Source organism: Streptomyces sp. NPDC001678, assembly GCF_042892945.1.
In the GTDB taxonomy this organism is placed as follows: Bacteria; Actinomycetota; Actinomycetes; order Streptomycetales; family Streptomycetaceae; genus Streptomyces.
On record NZ_JBIAUP010000005.1, the window covers coordinates 280,825 to 300,853 of the forward strand.

Below are 20,029 nucleotides of genomic sequence, written 5' to 3' on the forward strand. Positions count from 1 at the left end.
GGATCGTTGTGCAGCCGCCCCGGTCGCCCCGATCGCCTCGGTGTCCGACACCACAGCCGTCAATGCCCCGAACGCGCCGCCCGCTTGGCGCGTACAGGGCAGGGTGGCACCGGACGGTACACAACGTGCCGCGACGTACACGCGCTCGTTCTTCTTCGTGGGCGTGAGCGGTTGGAAGGAGCACTACCGATGGGCGAGGGGTACGCATGACCGACACCGGCCGGTTCCCGGACGAGGGACAGCCGGAGAACGCAGGCGCACTGCCCGGCCATCCGCTTCCCGCGGATGGCACGGCCCCTGCCGACCCCGGAGATCCCACCGCCTACGCCTACCTCGACCACGACGCCGCGGACGAGGACGACCTGCTGCTGATGCCGGGTGCCCAGGGCGCCTGGAGCGAGCAGCCCGCCGCCCAGGGCGGTACGCACGAGACGGGCGGCCGTGACACCGGCTCCCTCGACTACACGAGCGTGCGCACCCCGGCGCAGGCCGCCGCGCCCGCGCCGCCGCGCCGCCCGCTCCACCTGGGCCCGCCCGTGCCGGAGCCCAACAGCGGCGTCGTCCGCTCCCTCGCCGACCGCGGCCCCGCCGCCCCGCAGCAGCCCGTCGGCTCCCCGGCCCGCCCGCCGGCGCCGCCGGTCGGCGGCGTCGAATACCTGGACGTGGCGCCGGGGGACGTGCCACTGGCGGAGGCCGCGTCGGCGGACGTTCCGGTGGCGGACGTTCCCCAGGCGGGCGTTCCGCCGGTGGAGGCCCCGCCGGTGGACGTTCCGCCGGTGGCCTTCGTGCCGCCGCAGCACGCGGCCGACGCGGTCGCGGCCGCCCACGACATAGGCGCCGGCGGCCCGGCGACGGCACCTGACGGCGCCTCGGCCGCCACGCCCCAGCCGCCCACCACATCCGGCGTCCCCGCCCCGCGCGTCCCCGAGCCCGCCCCCGTCATGACGGTCGCCCCCGGCGCGGCCCAGGCCCTCGTCGACCGAGTGGCGACGACGCCGCCAGGGGGTACGCCTGTGGGCGGGGTGGCGCTGATGGATGGCGCCGCGTCTGAGGCCGTGTCGGCGGATGCCGTTTCGGCTGGGGCCGGTGTGGTCGCGGCTGCTGCGGGCGCGCCTGCCGTGCCGAGTGACGTGCCGTCTGCCGAGGTCGTGGCCGGTACGGTTCCGGCCGACGCGCCGGCCGACGCCGCCGCGCCCGGGCAGGCGCCTGCCACCGCGGGCGCTCCTGTCGCGCAGAACGAGCAGAACGATGCGCCGTCGGCGGAGGGTACGGCTTCGGCTGAGGCTGAGGCCGCCGTCGGGACGGTAGCCGGGGACGTCGCGCCCGAGCACGCTTCCGCTGCTGCGGTCGCGGTCGCGCCGAGTGACGTGCCGTCGGCTGACGCCGCCGCCGAGCCGGCTGTGGCCGCGCCCGTTGACGCGCCGTCGACCGAGGCGGTGGCCGAGGCGGCGGCCGGGGTTGTTCCGGCTGCCGAGCCGGTGGCCGATGCCCAGGACGAGTCCGTCTCGGCCGTGCCGGAGCAGATCCCTGCGGGTGCGCAGGTGGACGAGGTCGTCGTGGAGGTCACCGCGACCGAGGCGGCCCAGACCGTCGAGCCGGCGGCCTCCGTACAGCAGGCCCCGGCGGCCGTTCCGGCGGCGGACGCCGCCGCGCGACCCGTCGCCGAGGCCCAGCAGCCCGCACCCGCCCAGGGTGCGCCCGCCGGGGTGCGGGGCATGGGTGTCATGGCGTTCCTCGACGCCCCCATCCCGCAGGCCGTGATCGACGCTGTCCCCGCCCCGGAGGCGGCTGTCCAGTCCGTCCCGGCGCACGCTGACGCCGTTGCCGTCGTCGACGGCAGTACGCCCGAGGGCACGGCATCGCAGGCCGGCTTCGCCGCCGAAAGCGGGCAGCCTGCTGCCGTCGCTGACGGCAGTGCGCCTGCGGCTGAGAGCGCGGCGTCGCAGGCTGCCGCCACCACTGACGGTGGGCAGCCCGTCCCGGTAGAGCCCGTTGCCGTCGCTGACAGCGACGCCTCTGCGACGGAAGAAGTTGCACCACAGGCCGCGCCCGCCGTGACGACGGACGGGACCGCTGCCGATGGCGGTGCGCCCGCGCAGGCGGCCGACGCCTCGACGGCTGAGGCCGCGGCGCCGCAGGCCGCAGCGCCCGTGGCAGCGGAGGGAACCACTGCCGGAGGCGGGCAGTCCGACGCCGCCGCTGACAGCAGTGCGTCCGCCCCGGCGGCCGTCGCCCCCGAGGCCGGGGACGCGGCATCGCCGGCCGCCCCCGCTGTCGTCGCCGATGGCGCCGGTGCTCCGGAGCCGGCCGTCGTGGTGACGGTCCCCGCCGCCGACGATGAGCAGTCCGACGTCGCTGTCGTGGCCGACGGCAGCGCGCCCGTGGAGGCCGAGGCCGCCGCGCCGCAGGCGCCCGTCGTGGCGACTGCCCCTGCCACCGGTGGTGAGCAGCCTGATGCCGTTGTCGTGGCCGACGGCAGCGCGCCCGTGCAGACTGAGGCCGCCGCGCCGCAGGCGCCCGTCGCGGTGACGGTCCCCGCCACCGGCGGCGAGCAGTCCGACGCCGTTGCCGTGGCCGACGGTAGCGCGCCCGTGCAGGCCGATGCCGCCGCGCCGCAGGCGCCCGTCGCGGGGACAGCTCCTGTCACCGGCGGTGAGCAGTCCGACGTCGTTGTCGTTGCCGACGGCAGCGCACCCGCGCAGGCCGATGCCGCCGCGCCGCAGGCGCCCGTCGCGGGGACAGCTCCTGTCACCGGCGGTGAGCAGTCCGACGTCGTTGTCGTCGCCGACGGCAACGCGCCCGTGCAGCCCGTCGCGGAGACGGTCCCCGCCGCCGGCGATGAGCAGCTCGACGCCGCCGCCGTCATCGGCATCGACGCCAACGCGCCCGCGCAGGCCGATGCCGCAGCCCCGTCGGCGGCCGCCCCCGCGGCCGACGGCGAGCAGCCCGTCGCCGCTGTCACCGATGGCACCGCGCCTGCGCCCGCGCAGGCCGAGGCCGCCCTGGCCGTAGCCGACATCGCCGCGCCGCAGGCACCTGCGGCCGACGGTGAGCAGCCTGCCGTTGCTGTTACCGATGGCACCGCGACCGCGCAGGCCGAGGCTGCCGCCTCCGACACCGCCGTGCTGCAGGTACCCACCGCCAGCAACGAGCAGCCCGCCCCCGACGGCACCGCGACCGCCGCCGCCCCCACACAGCCGGACGCCGCCACCACCGTCACCCCCGAGCCCGCCGCAGGCGAGCCCGCAGGCGAGCCCGTCGGCGACCCCGCCGACGGCTACGCCGACGCCGAGCGCGCCGCCGTGCATCGCGTGATGCGCGAGCGCCGCGACATCCGCAAGGGCTTCCGGAGGGACCCCGTCCCGCCCGAGGTGCTGCTGCGCGTGCTCGAGGCCGCGCACACCGCGCCCAGCGTGGGGCACTCCCAGCCCTGGGACTTCGTCGTCATCCGCTCCGCGGAGACCCGTAAGACCATGCACGAGCTGGTCTCCCGGCAGCGCGAGGCGTACGCGAAGTCGCTGCCGAAGGCCCGGGCCAAGCAGTTCAAGGAACTGAAGATCGAGGCGATCCTCGACACGCCCGTCAACATCGTCGTCACCGCCGACCCCACCCGGGGCGGCCGCCACACCCTGGGCCGGCACACCCAGCCCCAGATGGCGCCGTACTCCTCCGCGCTCGCCGTGGAGAACCTGTGGCTCGCCGCCCGCGCCGAGGGCCTCGGCGTCGGCTGGGTCAGCTTCTTCGACGAGCGCGAGATGGTCCGCGCCCTCGGACTGCCCGAGCACCTTGAGGTCGTCGCCTACCTGTGCGTCGGCTACGTCGACGAGTTCCCGGAGGAGCCCGAGCTGATGCAGGCGGGCTGGTCCAAGCGGCGGCCGCTGTCGTGGGTGGTCCACGAGGAGGAGTACGGGCGCCGGGCGCTGCCCGGCGAGGACCCGCACGACCTGCTCGCCGAGACCCTGCGCGGCATCCGCCCGCTGGACGCCAAGGCGCTCGGCGAGGCGTGGGACCGCCAGAAGCGGATGACCAAGCCGTCCGGCGCGCTCGGCATGCTGGAGATCATCTCCGCGCAGCTGTGCGGGCTGTCCCGCAAGTGCCCGCCGCCGATCCCGGAGCCCGCGGCCGTCGCGATCTTCGCGGGTGACCACGGGGTGCACAACCAGGGCGTCACGGCCTGGCCCCAGGAGGTCACCTCGCAGATGGTGGCCAACTTCCTGGGCGGCGGCGCCGTGTGCAACGCCTTCGCCAACCAGGTCGGTGCCGAGGTCTGCGTCGTGGACGTGGGTGTCGCGGGCGAGCTGCCCAGCACCCCCGGCCTGCTGCCGCGCAAGATCCGGCCCGGTACGAGCGACTTCACCATCGGCCCCGCGATGACCCGCGACGAGGCGATGCGCGCCCTCGAGGTGGGCATCGAGACCGCCCGCGACCTGGTCACCGCCGGGAACAAGGCGCTGCTCACCGGTGAGATGGGCATCGCCAACACCACCGTGTCGGCCGCCCTGATCTCCGTCTACACCGGCGCGGACCCGGCCGAGATCACCGGGCGGGGCACGGGCATCAACGACGAGATGCACGCCCGCAAGATCGACGTGGTGCGCCGGGCCCTGGAGCTCCACCAGCCGGACCCCAAGGACCCGATCGGCGTCCTCGCCGCCGTCGGCGGCCTGGAGCACGCCGCGATGGTCGGCCTGATCCTGGGCGGCGCCTCGCTGCGGACGCCCGTGATCCTGGACGGCGTCAGCGCGGGGGCCGCGGCCCTCGTCGCGCGGGCCATCGCCCCGGAGGCGCTCGCCGCGTGCATCGCCGGTCACCGCAGCGCGGAGCCCGGCCATGTCGCCGCGCTCACCAAGCTCGGTCTGCGGCCGCTCGTCGACCTCGACCTGCGGCTCGGCGAGGGCACGGGGGCGTTGCTGGCGCTGCCGGTGGTGCAGAGTGCTGCGCGGGCGATGCATGAGGTGGCGACGTTCGACACGGCGGGGGTCAGCGAGAAGGGCTGACCGGTTGGCCCGCACCGGGGTTGCCCATTCGGGTGCGGGCCGTCGTTCCGGTTGTGCCCGCCCGTTCCGCCTGGGGGCACCTCCCGGCGGTAGCCGGGGGAGGAACGATCGCCCACAACCGCACACCCCGTAAGGTGTCCCCACCAGCGCTTTCGTACGAGGAGACCTGCCATGCCCCGGACCGAACAAGCCGCTTACCCCGTCGGACTGCGTCTTGCCGGTCGCCATGTGGTCGTCCTCGGCGGCGGTCAGGTCGCCCAGCGCCGGCTGCCCGCCCTGATAGCCGCGGGGGCGGACGTCCTGCTCGTCTCCCCGTCGGCCACCGCCTCCGTCGAGGCCATGGCCGACGCCGGTGAACTGCGCTGGGAGCGCCGCCGTTACCGGGACGGCGACCTGGACGGCGCTTGGTACGCCCTGATCTCCACCGACGACCCCGCCGCCAACGATGCGGCCTCCGCCGAGGCCGAGGCCCGCCGCGTCTGGGCCGTGCGTAGCGACGACGCGGACGCCGCCACCGCCTGGACGCCCGCCACCGGCCGGAGCGAGGGCGTCACCGTCGCCGTGCTCACCGGGCAGGACCCGCGTCGTTCCGCCGCCGTGCGGGACGCCATCGTGGAGGGCCTGCGCGACGGTTCGCTGGCCGCGCCGCACTACCGGGCCCGGGCCGCGGGCGGCGGCCGTGTCGCCCTCGTCGGCGGCGGCCCCGGCGACCCCGACCTGATCACCGTGCGCGGCCGCCGGCTGCTCGCCGAGGCCGACGTCGTCATCGCCGACCGCCTCGGCCCCCGTGACCTCCTCGCCGAGCTGCCCCCGCACGTCGAGGTCATCGACGCCGCCAAGATCCCCTACGGGCGGGCGATGGCCCAGGAGGCCATCAACGCCGCCCTCGTCGAGCACGCCAAGGCCGGCAAGGCGGTCGTCCGGCTCAAGGGCGGCGACCCCTTCGTCTTCGGCCGCGGCATGGAGGAGGTCCAGGCCCTGGCGGAGCACGGCATACCCTGCACCGTCGTCCCCGGCATCTCCAGCTCCATCAGCGTGCCCGGCGTCGCGGGAATCCCCGTCACCCACCGCGCGGTCGCCCATGAGTTCACCGTGGCCAGCGGTCATGTCGCCCCCGACGACCCCCGGTCGCTGGCCGACTGGGCGGCGCTGGCGCGGCTGCGCGGCACCCTCGTCCTGCTGATGGCCGTAGAGAACATCGGCGCGATCTCCGAGACGCTCGTGCGTCACGGACGCCCGGCCGGCACGCCCGTCGCGGTCGTCCAGGAGGGCACCACGGCCGCCCAGCGCCGCCTGGACGCCACCCTGGAGACCGTGGCCGAGCGGGTACGGGCCGAGGGCATACGCCCCCCGGCCGTCATTGTGATCGGCGACGTCGTCACGGTCGGCCCGCGCACCGGCGACTGACCGGCCGACCGTTACCGCGAGACACCACCACCGGCACCACGAGCACGACAAGGCGGCGCCCCATGGCCGACATCATCACCATCGACGACCCCGACGACCCGCGCCTGACCGACTACACCGGCCTGACCGACGTCGAGCTGCGCCGCCGCCGCGAGCCCGCCGAGGGGCTCTTCATCGCCGAGGGCGAGAAGGTCATCCGGCGCGCGGGCCAGGCAGGCTACGCGATGCGGTCGATGCTGCTGACGGCCAAGTGGGTCGAGGTGATGCGCGACGTCATCGACGAGAGCCCCGCCCCCGTCTACGTCGTCACCCCCGAGCTCGCCGAACGGGTGACGGGCTATCACGTGCACCGCGGCGCGCTCGCCTCGATGGAGCGCAAGGCGCTGCCGGAGGCGGGGGAGCTGCTGCGCACCGCGCGGCGCGTCGTGGTGATGGAGCGGATCAACGACCACACCAATATCGGGGCGATTTTCAGGAGCGCGGCCGCCCTCGGCATGGACGCGGTGCTGCTCTCGCCCGACTGCGCCGACCCGCTCTACCGGCGCTCGGTGAAGGTGTCCATGGGCGCCGTCTTCTCCGTGCCCTACGCGCGCCTAGAGTCCTGGCCCCGCGATCTGGAGACCGTCCGCGAGGCGGGGTTCCGGATCCTGGCCCTCACCCCGGCCGAGCGGGCCACCTCGATGGACGACGCGGCCCCGCACCGCCTGGAGCGGGTCGCGCTGATGCTCGGCGCGGAGGGTGACGGCCTGTCCGACCGGGCCCTGCGGGCCTCGGACGAGTGGGTACGCATCCCCATGTCCCACGGCGTGGACTCGCTCAACGTCGGAGCGGCCGCCGCCGTGGCCTTCTACGCGGTCACGAGCGGGCGCCCCCAGGACTGACCGCCGCGGTGGGGCCGGCCCCGGTGGAGGTCACCGGCGTCGGCACCGCCGCCACCGGCGCCGAGGGCACCCCGCCCAGCGAGCGGGCCGGGCCCTGACAGCCCTGGGCCGCCGCGATCCCCAGCGCCACCAGCAGCGTCACCACCACGAACACGATCAGCCGCTGCCGCAGCAGCTTGCGGTCCGGGCCGGGCCGCCGGGCGCCCGCGCCCGTACGGGCCCCGGGCCGGGTCCCCCGGCCGGACGCAGGTCGTTGCGGCGCGGGCCGCCGCTCCGGCGTCCGTACCCCCTCGGCCGGGCGCTCGGGGGTGTGCGGCCGCTGCGGGCGCGGTGTGGGCGCGCTGCCCGGACGGCGCTCGGTGCGCTGCCGCTCGTACTGCGCGGCACTGCGCACCGACGGCCGGTCCGGCTCGCGGCGGGGGGACGGCGGCCGGCCCTCGCCGATGCCGTGCGCCTCACGGGCCGCGATCTCCTTGAGCCGCAGCGACAGCTGAAGGGTGCTGGGCCGTTCCTCCGGGTCCTTGGCCAGGCACGCGTGGATCAGCGGCGCCAGCGCGTCGGGGACGCCCATGAGCTGCGGTTCCTCGTGGACCACGCGATAGAGCATCACCTCCGAACTGCCCTGCCCGAACGGAGAGTCCGCCGTACAGGCGTAGGCGAGCGTGGCGCCCAGCGCGAAGACGTCCGTCGCGGGGGTCACGGCCGCCCCGCGCACCTGCTCCGGCGCCAGGAAGCCCGGCGAGCCCACCGCGGTGCCCACATGGGTGAGGGTGGAGGCCCCGGTCGCCCAGGCGATGCCGAAGTCGATGATGCGGGGGCCCTTGGGGGAGAGCAGGATGTTGGAGGGCTTGAGGTCGCGGTGGACCACTCCCGCGTCGTGCACCGCGAGCAGGCCCTCGGCCAACGCGGCCCCGATGGACGCGGTCTGAGCCGCCGACAGGGGGCCTTCCTCGGTCACCTTGTCGTGCAGCGAGGGTCCGGGAACGTACTGCGTGGCGAACCACGGGCGGTCCGCCTCCAGATCGGCGGCCACCAGCCGCGCCGTACAGCCGCCGCGGATCCGCCGCGCGGCGGAGACCTCCCGGGCGAAGCGGGAACGGAACTCCTGGTCCTCCGCCAGATCCGGCCGGATCACCTTCAGCGCCACCCGCTGGCCGCGCCGGTCCGAGCCCAGGTAGACCACGCCCATGCCGCCCGCGCCGAGCCGCCGGTGCAGCCGGAACGAGCCGACGACTCGCGGGTCCTCGCGCCGGAGCCGCATCATCGTCATCTTCGTCCCCTACCTCCGGTGGGGCTGCCCCACTTAGCTGCCCGGCCTCTGACGAGCCACAGCTTACGGATTGACGGACGGTCGCGCTCAGAGGCCGCGCATGCGTCGGCGAGTGGATTACCGGTGCCGGGGGAGGGGCGCGCGGGCCTCTCCTGGGGCCCGGGACGCCCGGCCACGGCCCCGGGACGGCCTCTCAAGATCCCGTACGGAGAAGGGGATTGACGCGGTCCGTGGCGGCCCGGCGGGTCGGAGGCCGCCCGCCCGGGGCATGACCCGAACGTATGACGCGATGGGGGAAGGGGCCGGGCGGAGGGCCGTACGGGCGCCCCACCGGGGCGGGCGGGAAGTGAGGGAAGTCACCCGGGGACGTCCCCTGGGGGAAGACCCGGGGTCCGGGGCCGTCGTTCTCCACCCCTGGGAGTAGCCCATGCCGCCCGGCCTCATCCTCCCGGAGAACGCCCAAGGGGTACGAGGGCATGACGACCGGGCCGGTCGCCGCGCCTAGATTTGAGGGCAAGCGGCGGGCACGCACACTCGTCCCCCGAGGTCAGGTGCCCGCCGCTGCCTACGACGGATCCCTACGACGGATGTGAAGGAGCGGAGCGGTGGCGGACATCGCGGGGCGCACGGCCCACCGGTCGCCCGGCCGGGCGCAGGCCCACCAGGTCCAGGGCGCCCTCGGCGACCGCCCCTCCGCCACCCGGCATCCGCTGATCGCGGCGGCCATGGTGCTGCCGCTGGCGGCGCTCCTCGCCTTCGCCTTCGGCGGCTGGGACGCCGTCGTCACTCAAGCGTCGTCCGTGGCCGGACTGCTGGGGCACTGAAAAGCCCACGGCGCCCGGGAGAGCGGCCCGGGCCGGGCGGACCGGCGGATAAGAACCCCGTGGGGACGGGGGTGCGGCGGACGGCACGACGGCCGGGTACCTGGGGAGGTACCCGGCCGTCGCGTTTTCTTGGATCAGCACAGCCCCAGGTGGGAGCCCGGGTGGGAGCAGCGAAAAGCGGCCGGGGCCGGAGCTCTTCCGAGCTCCGGCCCCGGCCGGTCTGTGCGCGATACTGGGATTGAACCAGTGACCTCTTCCGTGTCAGGGAAGCGCTCTCCCGCTGAGCTAATCGCGCGGGAAGGTCCATGGGGACCTGGTGGACGATACTGGGATTGAACCAGTGACCTCTTCCGTGTCAGGGAAGCGCTCTCCCGCTGAGCTAATCGTCCGGGATGGTGCTGTGTGCTGCGTGCGCGATACTGGGATTGAACCAGTGACCTCTTCCGTGTCAGGGAAGCGCTCTCCCGCTGAGCTAATCGCGCGGGAAGGTCCGTGCGGACCTGGTGGACGATACTGGGATTGAACCAGTGACCTCTTCCGTGTCAGGGAAGCGCTCTCCCGCTGAGCTAATCGTCCTTGGAGGTGGAGACGGGATTTGAACCCGTGTAGACGGCTTTGCAGGCCGTTGCCTCGCCTCTCGGCCACTCCACCAGGAGTGCGGGGGTTCGGGAAGATCCCCCAACTCGAGCGGACGACGAGACTCGAACTCGCGACATCCACCTTGGCAAGGTGGTGCTCTACCAACTGAGCTACGTCCGCATTTGGCCTCCCCCGGGGGTTTCACCCGGGAGCTGCTCTCCGCCGTTTCGCTTCCGCGTCCCGGCGACGTGTTGAACTTTAGCGGATTCCGGCGCCAGCTCAAATTCCGTTTGCCCAGCATGCTGCGCTGATCGTTCTCCGGGCCGTCGTCCGGCCGCCGTCCGTGAGGCCCCCGAGGGCCCCGCCCTAGACTCGATGACGTGCACAGCCTCCTTCCGACGCCCTCCCCGATGGCTCGCTTCGGCGGGCTCCTCGCCACCGATCTGCGCGACGTCACCACCGACCCGGCGGCCCTGGAGTCCACCGGCTGGTGGGCCGTGGTCGCCGACTTCGAGGGAGGGCTGTGCTGCGCCCGCTTCGGCGACGTACGTCCCGCCTCCGCGCCCGGGCCCGAGGCCGGCGCCTCCTGGCGCGGCCCCGCCCCGGACAGCTGGACCAGCTCCCTGGACCGCGACGGCTACATCGCGGGCGTACGCCGTGTCCGCGAGCACATAGCGGCCGGCGAGGTCTACCAGGCCAACCTCTGCCGCGTGCTGAGCGCGCCCCTGCCCGAGGCGGACCGCGCCGACGTCGACGCCCTCACCGCCCTGCTGGCCCGGGGCAACCCCGCCCCCTACGCGGGCATGGTCCGGCTGCCCGCCCACGGCATCGAGGTGGCCACCGCCTCGCCCGAGCTCTATCTGCGCCGCGAGGGCGCGACGGTCACCTCCGGCCCCATCAAGGGCACCGGCCGCACCGCCGCCGACCTGCTGGAGAAGGACCACGCCGAGAACGTGATGATCGTGGACCTGGTCCGCAACGACCTGGGCCGCGTCTGCGCCACCGGATCGGTGACCGTCCCCGAGCTCTGCGCCGTCGAACCCCACCCCGGCCTGGTCCACCTCGTCTCCACCGTGCGCGGGGAACTCGACGGGGGAGCGGGCTGGCCCGAGCTGCTCGCCGCCACCTTCCCGCCCGGCTCGGTCACCGGCGCCCCCAAGAGCAGCGCCCTGCGGATCATCGAGGCCCTGGAGACCGCGCCCCGCGGCCCCTACTGCGGAGGCATCGGCTGGGTGGACGCCGACCGGGGCACCGGCGAGCTCGCCGTCGGCATCCGCACCTTCTGGATCGACCGCACCGCCACCGGCGGCCCGGTGCTGCGCTTCGGCACCGGCGCGGGCATCACCTGGGGCTCCGACCCGGAGCGCGAGTGGGCCGAGACGGAACTCAAGGCCGCCCGCCTCCTCGCGATAGCGTCGGGCACACATCAGCCGGCAGGAGGGACGGAACGGTGATCATCTGGAGCGATGGCGCGCTCCGCGACGCGGACAGCGCGCGCGTCTCGGTGTTCGACCACGGACTCACGGTCGGCGACGGCGTCTTCGAGACCCTCAAGGCGACCGACGGCAGGGCGTTCGCCATGACCCGCCATCTGGCCCGGCTCGCCTCCTCGGCCCGCCTCCTGGGCCTGCCCGAGCCCGACCTCGACGAGGTCCACCGGGCCTGCACGGCGGTCCTGGAGGCCAACCGGACGCCGCTCGGCCGGCTGCGCGTCACCTACACCGGGGGCATCGCCCCGCTCGGCTCCGACCGCAGCACCGCCCGGCCCACCCTCGTGGTCGCCCTCGCCGAGCACACGGCCCCGGCCCCCGCCACGGCCGCCGTGACCGTCCCCTGGACCCGCAACGAGCGCGGCGCCCTCGCCGGCGCCAAGTCCACCTCGTACGCGGAGAACGTCGTCGCCCTCGCCCACGCCCGCGCCCACGGCGCCAGCGAGGCGCTGTTCGCCAACACCGTCGGCGCGCTCTGTGAGGGCACCGGCTCCAACGTCTTCGTCGTCCTCGACGGCGAGCTCCACACCCCGACGCTCTCCTCGGGCTGCCTGGCCGGCATCACCCGTGCCCTCGTCGTCGAGTGGGCCGGCGCCAAGGAGACCGAGCTGCCCTTCGACGTCCTGGAGCGCGCCGAGGAGGTCTTCCTGACCTCCTCCCTCCGCGACGTCCAGGCCGTCCGCGCCCTCGACGGCCGCCAACTGCCCGGCGCCCCGGGCCCGGTGACGGCCAAGGCGATGCGGATCTTCGAAGAGCGCTCGGCCGCGGACATCGATCCGTAAACCCGGATGACGGGGAAGCCGGGGCCCGGTACAACACCAACGTGACCACCACGCTGCGCCCCACCGCACCCGAGCGACGAGAACCGGACGGCCGGAGGTCCCGCTCCTACGACATCTGCGTCAACAGCAGGCCCGTCGGCGGGATCGGCCTCTCCACCGACGCCGGGTTCGGGCCGCGCGTCGGCAGGATCACCCGGCTCGCCGTGAACGAGCGCGACCGGCACCGGGGGCGCGGCACGGTCGCCCTGCTGGCCGCCGAGGAGGTGCTGCGCGGCTGGGGCTGCGGGCAGGTGGCGGTGTCCGTCCCGGCGGACGCCACGGCCGCCCTGGGCCTGGTGGGCGCGCTCGGCTACACGGAACGCTCCCGCACCATGGCCAAGCGGCTGGCCGACGCCCCCCGCCTTCCGGCGGGCAGCGCGGCCCGGCCCATGGACGAGGACGACTTCGAGGGGTGGCAGACGGCCTCCAAGGCCGGCTACGTCCAGGACTGGGTCGACCGGGGCGTGCCCCGGGACATGGCCGAGGCCAAGGCCGACCACGACCACGCCTCGGCGCTGCCGCTGGGCCCGGCCAGCCCGGGTGCCGTCTTCCGCGTCCTCGCCCATGACGGGGTGGAGGTCGGCACGCTCTGGGTGATGCTGCGCGACACGGGCGCCTTCGTCTTCGACGTCGAGGTCGGCGCGCCCTTCCGGGGGCGGGGCCACGGGCGCGCCCTGATGCTCCTCGCCGAGCGCGAGGCCCTGGCGGCGGGGGCCCGCACGATCGGGCTCAACGTGTTCGCGGGCAACGTTCCGGCCCTGCGGCTGTACGAGTCGCTCGGCTACGAGCCGACGCACTATCACCTGTACAAGCCGCTGCTGTGAGCCCCGCCAGGGGCGCGGGGAACTGCGCGACCAGCCACATACGGCCCGCAGCCGACCCGGACCGGCTCCTCGCCGCTTGGCGACGGCCGTCCGCCGACCGCGGGCCGTTTCTGGCCGGTCGCGCAGTTCCCCGCGCCCCTATGGGGCTCAGCCCGCCAGGAGACGGTCCGCGATCTCCTCGATCCGCTCGCGCAGCCCCTCCTGGCTCTGGCCGCCGTCCAGCCGTTCCCCGCCGATCACATACGTGGGCGTGCCCGTCACGCCGATCGCCTTGCCCTCGGCCTGGTCGGCGTCCACGATCAGCATGTGCCGGCCGTCGACGAGCGCGGTGTCCACCTCCTCGGCGTCCAGCCCCAGCTCCTTCGCGACCGCGACCAGCACCTGCTCGCCCCGGGCGCCGAGCTCCTCGGTCCGCGCCAGCACGGCCTCGGCGTACTCCCAGCCCTTGCCCTGCTCGGCCGCCTCCTCGGCGGCCTGGGCCGCCGCGTAGGAGTGCTTGTGCTTCTCCAGCGGGAAGTGCCGCAGCCGGATCTCCAGCCGGTCGCCGTAGTGGGCGCGCAGCGCCCGGATGTCGTCGAGGGCCTGGTGGCAGTCGGGGCACTGAAGCTCGCACCAGACGTCGAGCACTGCGCGGGGGGTGTCGGAATCGCTCATGGGGCCAGTCTTCCAGCCCGTGCCGAGGGGCGCCGTCTCGCCCCCGGGGAGGAGAAGGGCTCCGGGTTACCCGGAGATCTCCCCGATCCCGGGCCCGTTCATCGCCGTTCCGGGGGTGCCCGGTGCACGATGGAAGACGAACGGACGTCACCGGCGGGAGGACCCGGATGCTGACCTCGACCGTATGCGCCGCGGTGTCCGCCGCAGGCCTGGGCATCGCCCTGGTGACGGCGTACCGCAAGCGCTTCCGCGCCGCGATCCGCCTGGCGGCGTGGTCGCTCATCCCCGTCGGGCTGGTCCTGACGGGCGTCATCGACTGGCTCACCGGGCTGGTCCTCGATCCCACGGTGTGGGCCGGCTTCGGTGTGCTGGCGCTGTCGGCCCTGCTCTTCCTCGCCGGGCGGGCGGCCGACCGCCGGGGCGGCGGCCGCAAGGAGCGCCGGGCCGCCGCCGGCGCCCCGGGCCCCGGGCGTGACGTCGTGGCGCCCGCCGCCTCCGCGCCCTCGCTGGGGCCCGCCCGCCGGGGTAAGCCCGCCTCGGGCGACGAGGACTTCTCCGACATCGAAGCGATACTGAAGAAACACGGAATCTGACGAACTTCTGCCGAACTCCCTCGCATGAGTGACGTGTTGGTGAGCCCGGGCGGCACGGCTACGCCATGATCTCGGGGAGATGAACGACGAACCGGCCGAGATCACCGATGAACCGCGCGGCTGTCTGTTCGCGCTGTCCCAACCGCCGCTGATGTTCTTCCTGGCCTTTGTCGGGACGCTGATCCTGCTGACCGCCGTGCACGACCTCTACCGCTGGTGACGCGCCGGGACCCCCGCCCGGTCGGTCCCCGCCCGGTCGGTCCCCGCCCGGTCAGTCCCCGGCCTCCCGGCGGCGGGCCCGGTAGGCGGCGACGTGCAGACGGTTTCCGCAGGTGCGGCCGTCGCAGTAGCGCCGTGAGCGATTGCGGGAGAGATCGACGAAGGCGCGTCCGCAGCCCGGCGCCGCGCAGCGCCGCAGCCGCTCCAGCTCGCCCTCCACCAGCAGGAACGACAGCGCCATGCCGCCGTCCGCGGCGAGGTGCTCGGCGAGCGAGGCGCCGGGCGCGAAGTAGTGGACGTGCCAGGGGTGGCCGTCGTGGTCGGTCAGCCGGGGCGTGGTGCCCGCCTCGGCGACCAGGGCGTTGAGCAGCCCCGCCGCGGTCGCCGCGTCCTGGGCGTCGAACACCTGGGTGAGCCGGTCGCGTATGGACCGCACGGCCGCCAGGTCCTGCTCCCCGAGCGCTCCGATGCCGTTGATCTCGTGCCGCCCGGCGAACCCCCGCAGCGCGGGCAAGCCGTCGAGGTCGGTGTTCAGCAGATCGACGACGCTGTCGAGCGTGCGCCGGGTGTCGTGGTTGATCAGCACGGATCGTTCGCTCCCCTGGCCGGACGGACGAAGGCGGCAAGTGTTCGACCGCGGGGAGCAGACTTTAGCGGCTCCGGAGCGCGACAGCGCCGTCGCCCGTGGTGGTTCCACGGTGACGGCGCGGTGTCGTGCCCCGCCCGAGGGCGGGACATGTGGCGCGTGGCCTCCCCGAGTGGGCCGGCGCGCCCGGTCAGCTCCGGTCAGAACGTCAGCTCTCGGCCAGGATGTGAGAGAGCTCGGTGTCCAGATCGAAGTGACGGTGTTCGGTGCCTGGCGGAACGGCGGCGTCGGTCCGCTTCAGGAACGACTCCAGGGCTCGCGCCGGGGCCTCCAGGAGGGCCTCGCCCTCCGGTGAACTCAGCGCGATGCAGACGACGCCCTGCCCGTGGCTGCGGGAGGGCCACACCCGGACGTCGCCCGTGCCGGTGGGCCGGTGGAGGCCCTCCGCGAGCAGGTCGCGGGCGAAGACCCATTCGACCGTTTCTTCGGCTCCGGTGTGGAAGGTGGCGTGCACGGCATACGGATCGGCCGTGTCGTACCGCAGGCCTGCGGGAACAGGCAGTGAGGATTCGCTCGACACAACGAGGCGCAGGTGCAGCTCGCAGCTGACCGTGGTGTTCATAAGCGCCAGGGCCTTTCGCTCAGTGTGCGCTCGGGGATTCGCACGTCGGCGAAATCGACATGCCACCTACGGTGCCGTTGTAAACCCCTCTGACCGTTTTGAGACTGTTCGGATACCTCGGACGGCCGAGTCGTTCCGGCGCGGGTACCGCCGAACCGGTGAGTTCCGGACTTTCCGGTACGTTGGTTCACATGAACGCGGAGAGTGACCAGCGGACCGTCGCCGGGGCCGAGGGCTCCGGCACCGACCGGGAGCGGCTCGGCTCCCGGGCCCCGCACTTCGTCCGGCGCTCCCGGGCCCTCCATCTGAGCTGGCAGGCCGGCGTCTTCGTGGTCGGGCTGGCGGTGGTCGTCGCGGGGATCGTGATGCTGCCCCTGCCCGGCCCCGGCTGGCTGGTGATCTTCGCCGGCATGGCGATCTGGGCCACCGAGTTCGTCTGGGCCCAGCTCGTGCTCCGCTGGACCAAGCGCAAGGTCACCGAGGCGGCCCAGCGCGCGCTCGACCCCGGGGTGCGCCGCCGCAACATCACCCTCACCGTCACCGGGCTGGTGATCGTCGGCGGGCTCGTGGCCGCGTACGTCGCCCAGTACGGGCTCCGGATGCCGTGGCGGGCCGGCGACTGACCCCGGCCGCGCCCCTGACCAGGCACGCGCGGTTCGGAGCACCGTCTGACATGCGGTAATGTTTGCGGTGCGCCCGGGCGATTAGCTCAGCGGGAGAGCGCTTCGTTCACACCGAAGAGGTCACTGGTTCGATCCCAGTATCGCCCACGTAACGGACCGAGGGTCCGCGAGGTTCACCCCTTGCGGACCCTCGGTTTTTCGTATGCCCTGGCAGGCATGCCGCGTCGTCGCACGCCCTCCGTCCACCACTACCGCTTCCACGACGAGTGGGTCCTGCCCGCGCCGCCGGACGCCGTGTACGCCGCGCTGGAGGACGGGGAGGGCTACCCCGCCTGGTGGCCCCAGGTCCGTTACGTCGAGCCCGCCGACGGCATCAGCGGCACCGTGCGCTTCCGCTCCCTGCTGCCCTACGAGCTCGTGATCACCGCCCGGGAGAGCCGGCGCGACCCGGCCGCCCGGGTCCTGGAGATCGTCATGACCGGCGATCTCGAGGGCTGGGCCCGCTGGACGATCCGCCCCCACGGCGCCGGCGGCAGCGTCGCCCGCTTCGAGCAGGACGTCGACGTCCGCAAAGCCCTGATGCGCCGCCTCGCCCTCCCCGGCCGCCCCCTCTTCCTCGCCAACCACGCCTGGATGATGCGCGCCGGCCGCCGGGGCCTACGGGCCCTGCTGGAGCGCCGGAGCCCGGGGATTTGAAGGACGACCGCCGCGACCTGTATTGTTCAGTGCGTCGCCGGGGGAACCCGGCGGAAATCCCGGGCGATTAGCTCAGCGGGAGAGCGCTTCGTTCACACCGAAGAGGTCACTGGTTCGATCCCAGTATCGCCCACATCACCGGAAGGCCGGTCCGTCAAGTGACGGACCGGCCTTCCGCGTTGCCCGCCGTGCCCGGGCCCCGCGCCTCATGCCTCATGCTTCACGCCGCCGCCGTCAGCTCCGGCCGCAGCGGCCACGCCGGATCGCACTGCTCCTCGGAGCCGTTGCGCGCGAACCACGCCTGGAGACCGCGCGCCTGCGCCGCGTGCCACACCGCCTGCCGGGTGTGGAGCTCCGGCGGGGTCAGCCGCTCCAGGCGCGAGGCGAACCGCCGCCCCACCGCCCGGACGACCTCCAGCGTGGCCACCGCGTCCGCCGCCGCGTCATGGGCGCCCGTCAGCTCGACCCCGTACTGCCGGCACAGGTCCGTGAGGGTGCGGCGGCCCTTGCGGTAGCGGTCCAGGTGCTTGTCCAGCACCCAGGGATCCAGCACGCACAGCGCGGCGCCCCCCAGATAGCCGGCCAGCGACGACGCCCGGTGCCGCCGCAACTCCCGGTCCAGCATCGTCAGGTCGAACGGCGCGTTCATCACCGCCAGGGGTGTTCCGCGCGCCGCGTGACCCGACAGGGCCCGGGCGACCTCCTCCATCACCGGCGCCGGCCACCGGCCGTGCCGTTGCAGGTGTTCCTCGTCCAGCCCGTGTATCGCGGTGGCCTCCTGCGGCACGGGAACCCCCGGATTCACCAGCCATCGGGTGACGACCGGCACCGCCCCCGGCTGCGACTGCGTCACAAAGGCCGCCGAGACGATCCGGTCCCGCTCCACGTCCACCCCGGTCGTCTCGGTGTCGAAGGCCGCGAGCGGCCCCTCGAACCAGCACGGCATGGCACAACTCCTCGCGCTTGTCCGACACATGGCGTGTTTCCCCTCCCCGCCTGGTGATACCCGGGCATCCCCGTACCCGAACCGCCCCCGTTTGCCGGGGAGTTCGTCTGGAGACAACACAGATGTACGACCCTTTACGCACCCCGCACCGGCGAGCCCGGAAGGTTTTTCGGACATGGCGCTCGCTCAGCCCGACCCGGCCGCCCCCGTGACCCGCCCGCCCGCCGGGCCCCTCACGGCCCGGCGCGGCACCCTCGCCACGACCGCCTGCATGGAGACCCTCCAGATCGGCTATCTCCACGCCGTCGCGGCCGCCGCCGGCTGTTCCCTCGCCCAGCCCTTCCCCGACAACGGCATCGACTGGCACGTCAGCCACAGCGCCCCCGGCCATGAGACGGACGACGAGGTCACCATCAAGGTGCAGCTCAAGTGCACCTACCAGCTGGCCCCCCGGCCCCCCGGCCCGCCGGGCCCGGGTGCGCCCCGGACGTTCGGCTTCACCCTCGACAACGACCACCTGGTCAAGCTGGCCCGCACCCCCGTCTCGGTCCACAAGATCCTCGTCGTGATGATCGTGCCCCGGGCCCGGGACGACTGGCTGCGGGCCGGCCACGACCATCTGGCGCTGCGCCACTGCTGCTACTGGACCAACCTCGCCGGCCACCCCGTGACCGGCAGGAACAGGACCACCGTGCGGATCCCGACCTCGCGGGTCTTCGACGACCGAGCGCTCTGCGAGATCATGACCCGGGTCGGGGCGGGAGGGAGACCCTGATGCACCGGCCGACCGAAGATGTCCCGCACCACCCGGACCCCGCCGTCCTCGGCGCCCTGCTCGCCCGCCACGGCTGGCGGCGGCGCGGGGGAGAGACCGGGCGCTACGGCCGCTGGACGCCCCCCGACGGGCCCGGCACCAGCCTCCTCGTGCCCGAGAGCCGCGACTATCCCGACAGCGCCGATCTGCTCGCCGAGGCCCTCACCGCGCTGGAGCGCTGCGCCGCGCCCTCCGCCCGGGACATCCTCGTCGCGTTGCGGATGCCCAGCGACGAGATCCGCTGGCGGCGGGAGATCCCCGAGAGCCGGGCCCCGGCCGTCGCGTGGGGCGCCCAGGAACGGCTGCGCACCGGCGCGCGCGCCATGCTGCTGGCCGCCGCCCAGACCGCCGGGGGCCGGGCCGGGTTCCACGGCGCCCGGCGCCGCCGGCAGGCCGAGGCGGCCCTGGCCGCCGTGCTCGCCGGGCCCGCGGCCGGCGGGCGGGAGCTGAGCGCCTTCGTGCCCGTCGACGGGCCCCCCGAGGGCGGCCGCGCGCTGGTCGGCGCGCTGCTCAGGGCGCTCCAGGCGGCCCGGGACGCCACCGACTACCGGCGCGCCACCGGCCGGATGGACGCCTTCGACGCCGCCGTGGAGGCCGGGGTCTGCCAGGAGCTCACCCAGGCCCTGGCCACCCTGGTCGGCGGCTCCGAGGGCATCCGGATCGCGGTGGAGTGGGCGCCCGCCGCGGGGACGCCGTACGGCTTCGCCACCCGCCCCGAGCCGGTGGAGTTCTCGCCCGGCGATCTGCCCGCCCTGCGGGAGGCCGGGGCCCGCTACATCCGCGACGAGCCCTCGGTGCCCGTCCGCCTCACCGGAACGGTGGTGCGGATGCGGCGCGAGACGCCGGGCGGCGCGGGGGTGGTGCGGCTGCGGGTGCTGGCCGGGGCCGATGTCGCCCAGGTGCGGATCGCCCTCGACGAGGAGGACTACCGCGTCGCCGGCCACGCTCACCTGGCCGGGGTGCCCGTCACCGTCGGCGGGCGGCTGGAGAGCCGGGGCGGCTTCCGCCGGCTGGCCGAGGCCCGTGGCGTCCTGCCCGTCCAGGTCGACGAGGCGGAGCGGGACCGGCTGCTGAAGTACCTCCAGGAGAACCTCGACCTCTTCGGGGACCGGCGCGACCCCGATCGGCCCGGCGACGAGCCATAACCATTTAGCGACCACCTGGCCGGGCTCGGTACGATTCA

The 20,029-nt window shown here is 74.4% G+C and carries 18 protein-coding genes and 8 tRNA genes; 15 read left to right on the plus strand and 11 right to left on the minus strand.

Going from position 1 to position 20,029, the window contains the following annotated elements:
- Positions 1–206 precede the first annotated feature (206 nt).
- The 3 genes from cobT to ACFYZR_RS13100 all read left to right on the plus strand — a co-directional run bounded on the left by cobT (position 207) and on the right by ACFYZR_RS13100 (position 7,285).
- Positions 207–4,997 carry a nicotinate-nucleotide--dimethylbenzimidazole phosphoribosyltransferase gene (gene cobT / locus ACFYZR_RS13090; protein ID WP_391909208.1) on the plus strand — a complete coding sequence of 1,597 codons (4,791 nt, stop codon included), beginning with the start codon at positions 207–209 and terminating at the stop codon, positions 4,995–4,997.
- 171 nt (positions 4,998–5,168) lie between these two features.
- Positions 5,169–6,404, plus strand: a complete 1,236-nt coding sequence (cobA, locus tag ACFYZR_RS13095; RefSeq protein WP_391909211.1) for a uroporphyrinogen-III C-methyltransferase — start codon at positions 5,169–5,171, stop codon at positions 6,402–6,404.
- A gap of 62 nt (positions 6,405–6,466) precedes the next feature.
- Complete coding sequence (locus ACFYZR_RS13100) at positions 6,467–7,285, plus strand: TrmH family RNA methyltransferase (protein WP_391909214.1); 819 nt, start codon at positions 6,467–6,469, stop codon at positions 7,283–7,285.
- On the opposite strand, the gene ACFYZR_RS13105 is transcribed toward ACFYZR_RS13100, so the two are convergent.
- Positions 7,260–8,555 (minus strand): protein kinase, encoded by a 1,296-nt coding sequence (locus ACFYZR_RS13105; protein WP_391909217.1) that lies wholly within the window; start codon positions 8,553–8,555, stop codon positions 7,260–7,262. The genes ACFYZR_RS13100 and ACFYZR_RS13105 overlap by 26 nt on opposite strands.
- Positions 8,556–9,160: 605 nt before the next feature.
- On the opposite strand from ACFYZR_RS13105, the gene ACFYZR_RS13110 reads away from it, so the two are divergent.
- Entirely contained in the window at positions 9,161–9,379 is a 219-nt protein-coding gene (locus tag ACFYZR_RS13110) for a hypothetical protein (protein WP_391909220.1), read from the plus strand.
- A gap of 223 nt (positions 9,380–9,602) precedes the next feature.
- Here ACFYZR_RS13110 and ACFYZR_RS13115 read toward each other — a convergent pair.
- The 6 genes from ACFYZR_RS13115 to ACFYZR_RS13140 form a co-directional block, all read right to left on the minus strand.
- A tRNA-Val gene (locus tag ACFYZR_RS13115) sits at positions 9,603–9,674 on the minus strand.
- A 19-nt stretch (positions 9,675–9,693) separates the two neighbouring features.
- Positions 9,694–9,768: transfer RNA gene (locus tag ACFYZR_RS13120), tRNA-Val, on the minus strand.
- A 21-nt stretch (positions 9,769–9,789) separates the two neighbouring features.
- A tRNA-Val gene (locus tag ACFYZR_RS13125) sits at positions 9,790–9,861 on the minus strand.
- 19 nt (positions 9,862–9,880) lie between these two features.
- A tRNA-Val gene (locus ACFYZR_RS13130) sits at positions 9,881–9,955 on the minus strand.
- 1 nt (position 9,956) lies between these two features.
- A tRNA-Cys gene (locus ACFYZR_RS13135) sits at positions 9,957–10,030 on the minus strand.
- Between the two features lie 35 nt (positions 10,031–10,065).
- Positions 10,066–10,138 (minus strand) — tRNA-Gly (locus ACFYZR_RS13140).
- 230 nt (positions 10,139–10,368) lie between these two features.
- Here ACFYZR_RS13140 and ACFYZR_RS13145 point away from each other — a divergent pair.
- From ACFYZR_RS13145 to ACFYZR_RS13155, 3 genes are read left to right on the plus strand one after another with little or no spacing between them, the layout of a single operon-like run.
- Positions 10,369–11,412: a chorismate-binding protein gene (locus ACFYZR_RS13145; protein WP_391909801.1), complete on the plus strand. Its 1,044-nt coding sequence runs from the start codon at positions 10,369–10,371 to the stop codon at positions 11,410–11,412.
- On the plus strand, positions 11,409–12,230 hold the full coding sequence (locus tag ACFYZR_RS13150) for an aminotransferase class IV (RefSeq protein WP_391909223.1): 822 nt from the start codon (positions 11,409–11,411) through the stop codon (positions 12,228–12,230). The genes ACFYZR_RS13145 and ACFYZR_RS13150 overlap by 4 nt, the downstream gene beginning before the upstream one ends.
- A 41-nt stretch (positions 12,231–12,271) precedes the next feature.
- Positions 12,272–13,093, plus strand: coding sequence for a GNAT family N-acetyltransferase (locus tag ACFYZR_RS13155; RefSeq protein WP_391909226.1), 822 nt, complete (start codon positions 12,272–12,274; stop codon positions 13,091–13,093).
- Between the two features lie 147 nt (positions 13,094–13,240).
- On the opposite strand, the gene ACFYZR_RS13160 is transcribed toward ACFYZR_RS13155, so the two are convergent.
- On the minus strand, positions 13,241–13,747 hold the full coding sequence (locus ACFYZR_RS13160) for a DsbA family protein (RefSeq protein WP_391909230.1): 507 nt from the start codon (positions 13,745–13,747) through the stop codon (positions 13,241–13,243).
- Between the two features lie 167 nt (positions 13,748–13,914).
- Here ACFYZR_RS13160 and ACFYZR_RS13165 point away from each other — a divergent pair, with 167 nt between their 5' ends.
- Both ACFYZR_RS13165 and ACFYZR_RS13170 read left to right on the plus strand, forming a co-directional pair.
- The gene (locus ACFYZR_RS13165) at positions 13,915–14,340 is read left to right on the plus strand and encodes a hypothetical protein (RefSeq protein WP_391909233.1); all 426 of its coding nucleotides are present in this window, start codon (positions 13,915–13,917) and stop codon (positions 14,338–14,340) included.
- Between the two features lie 79 nt (positions 14,341–14,419).
- Positions 14,420–14,560 carry a hypothetical protein gene (locus tag ACFYZR_RS13170; protein ID WP_164737750.1) on the plus strand — a complete coding sequence of 47 codons (141 nt, stop codon included), beginning with the start codon at positions 14,420–14,422 and terminating at the stop codon, positions 14,558–14,560.
- A 51-nt stretch (positions 14,561–14,611) separates the two neighbouring features.
- On the opposite strand, the gene ACFYZR_RS13175 is transcribed toward ACFYZR_RS13170, so the two are convergent.
- Positions 14,612–15,145: a CGNR zinc finger domain-containing protein gene (locus ACFYZR_RS13175; protein WP_391909236.1), complete on the minus strand. Its 534-nt coding sequence runs from the start codon at positions 15,143–15,145 to the stop codon at positions 14,612–14,614.
- A 208-nt stretch (positions 15,146–15,353) separates the two neighbouring features.
- Complete coding sequence (locus ACFYZR_RS13180; RefSeq protein WP_003959770.1) at positions 15,354–15,767, minus strand: SsgA family sporulation/cell division regulator; 414 nt, start codon at positions 15,765–15,767, stop codon at positions 15,354–15,356.
- Positions 15,768–15,958: 191 nt separating this feature from the next.
- Between ACFYZR_RS13180 and ACFYZR_RS13185 the strand changes: the two genes are divergently transcribed.
- From ACFYZR_RS13185 to ACFYZR_RS13200, 4 genes are all read left to right on the plus strand, one after another.
- Entirely contained in the window at positions 15,959–16,390 is a 432-nt protein-coding gene (locus tag ACFYZR_RS13185; protein ID WP_391909239.1) for a TIGR02611 family protein, read from the plus strand.
- 75 nt (positions 16,391–16,465) lie between these two features.
- A tRNA-Val gene (locus ACFYZR_RS13190) sits at positions 16,466–16,537 on the plus strand.
- Between the two features lie 69 nt (positions 16,538–16,606).
- A complete protein-coding gene (locus ACFYZR_RS13195) occupies positions 16,607–17,086 on the plus strand; it encodes an SRPBCC family protein (protein ID WP_391909242.1) in 480 nt (159 codons plus the stop codon).
- 61 nt (positions 17,087–17,147) lie between these two features.
- A tRNA-Val gene (locus ACFYZR_RS13200) sits at positions 17,148–17,219 on the plus strand.
- 87 nt (positions 17,220–17,306) lie between these two features.
- Here the strand turns inward: ACFYZR_RS13200 and ACFYZR_RS13205 are convergent.
- Positions 17,307–18,032 carry an exonuclease domain-containing protein gene (locus ACFYZR_RS13205; RefSeq protein ID WP_391909245.1) on the minus strand — a complete coding sequence of 242 codons (726 nt, stop codon included), beginning with the start codon at positions 18,030–18,032 and terminating at the stop codon, positions 17,307–17,309.
- A 175-nt stretch (positions 18,033–18,207) separates the two neighbouring features.
- On the opposite strand from ACFYZR_RS13205, the gene ACFYZR_RS13210 reads away from it, so the two are divergent.
- Both ACFYZR_RS13210 and ACFYZR_RS13215 read left to right on the plus strand, forming a co-directional pair.
- On the plus strand, positions 18,208–18,807 hold the full coding sequence (locus ACFYZR_RS13210; RefSeq protein WP_391909249.1) for a DUF4365 domain-containing protein: 600 nt from the start codon (positions 18,208–18,210) through the stop codon (positions 18,805–18,807).
- Positions 18,807–19,991 carry a hypothetical protein gene (locus ACFYZR_RS13215; protein WP_391909252.1) on the plus strand — a complete coding sequence of 395 codons (1,185 nt, stop codon included), beginning with the start codon at positions 18,807–18,809 and terminating at the stop codon, positions 19,989–19,991. The genes ACFYZR_RS13210 and ACFYZR_RS13215 overlap by 1 nt, the downstream gene beginning before the upstream one ends.
- The last annotated feature ends 38 nt before the right edge of the window (positions 19,992–20,029 follow it).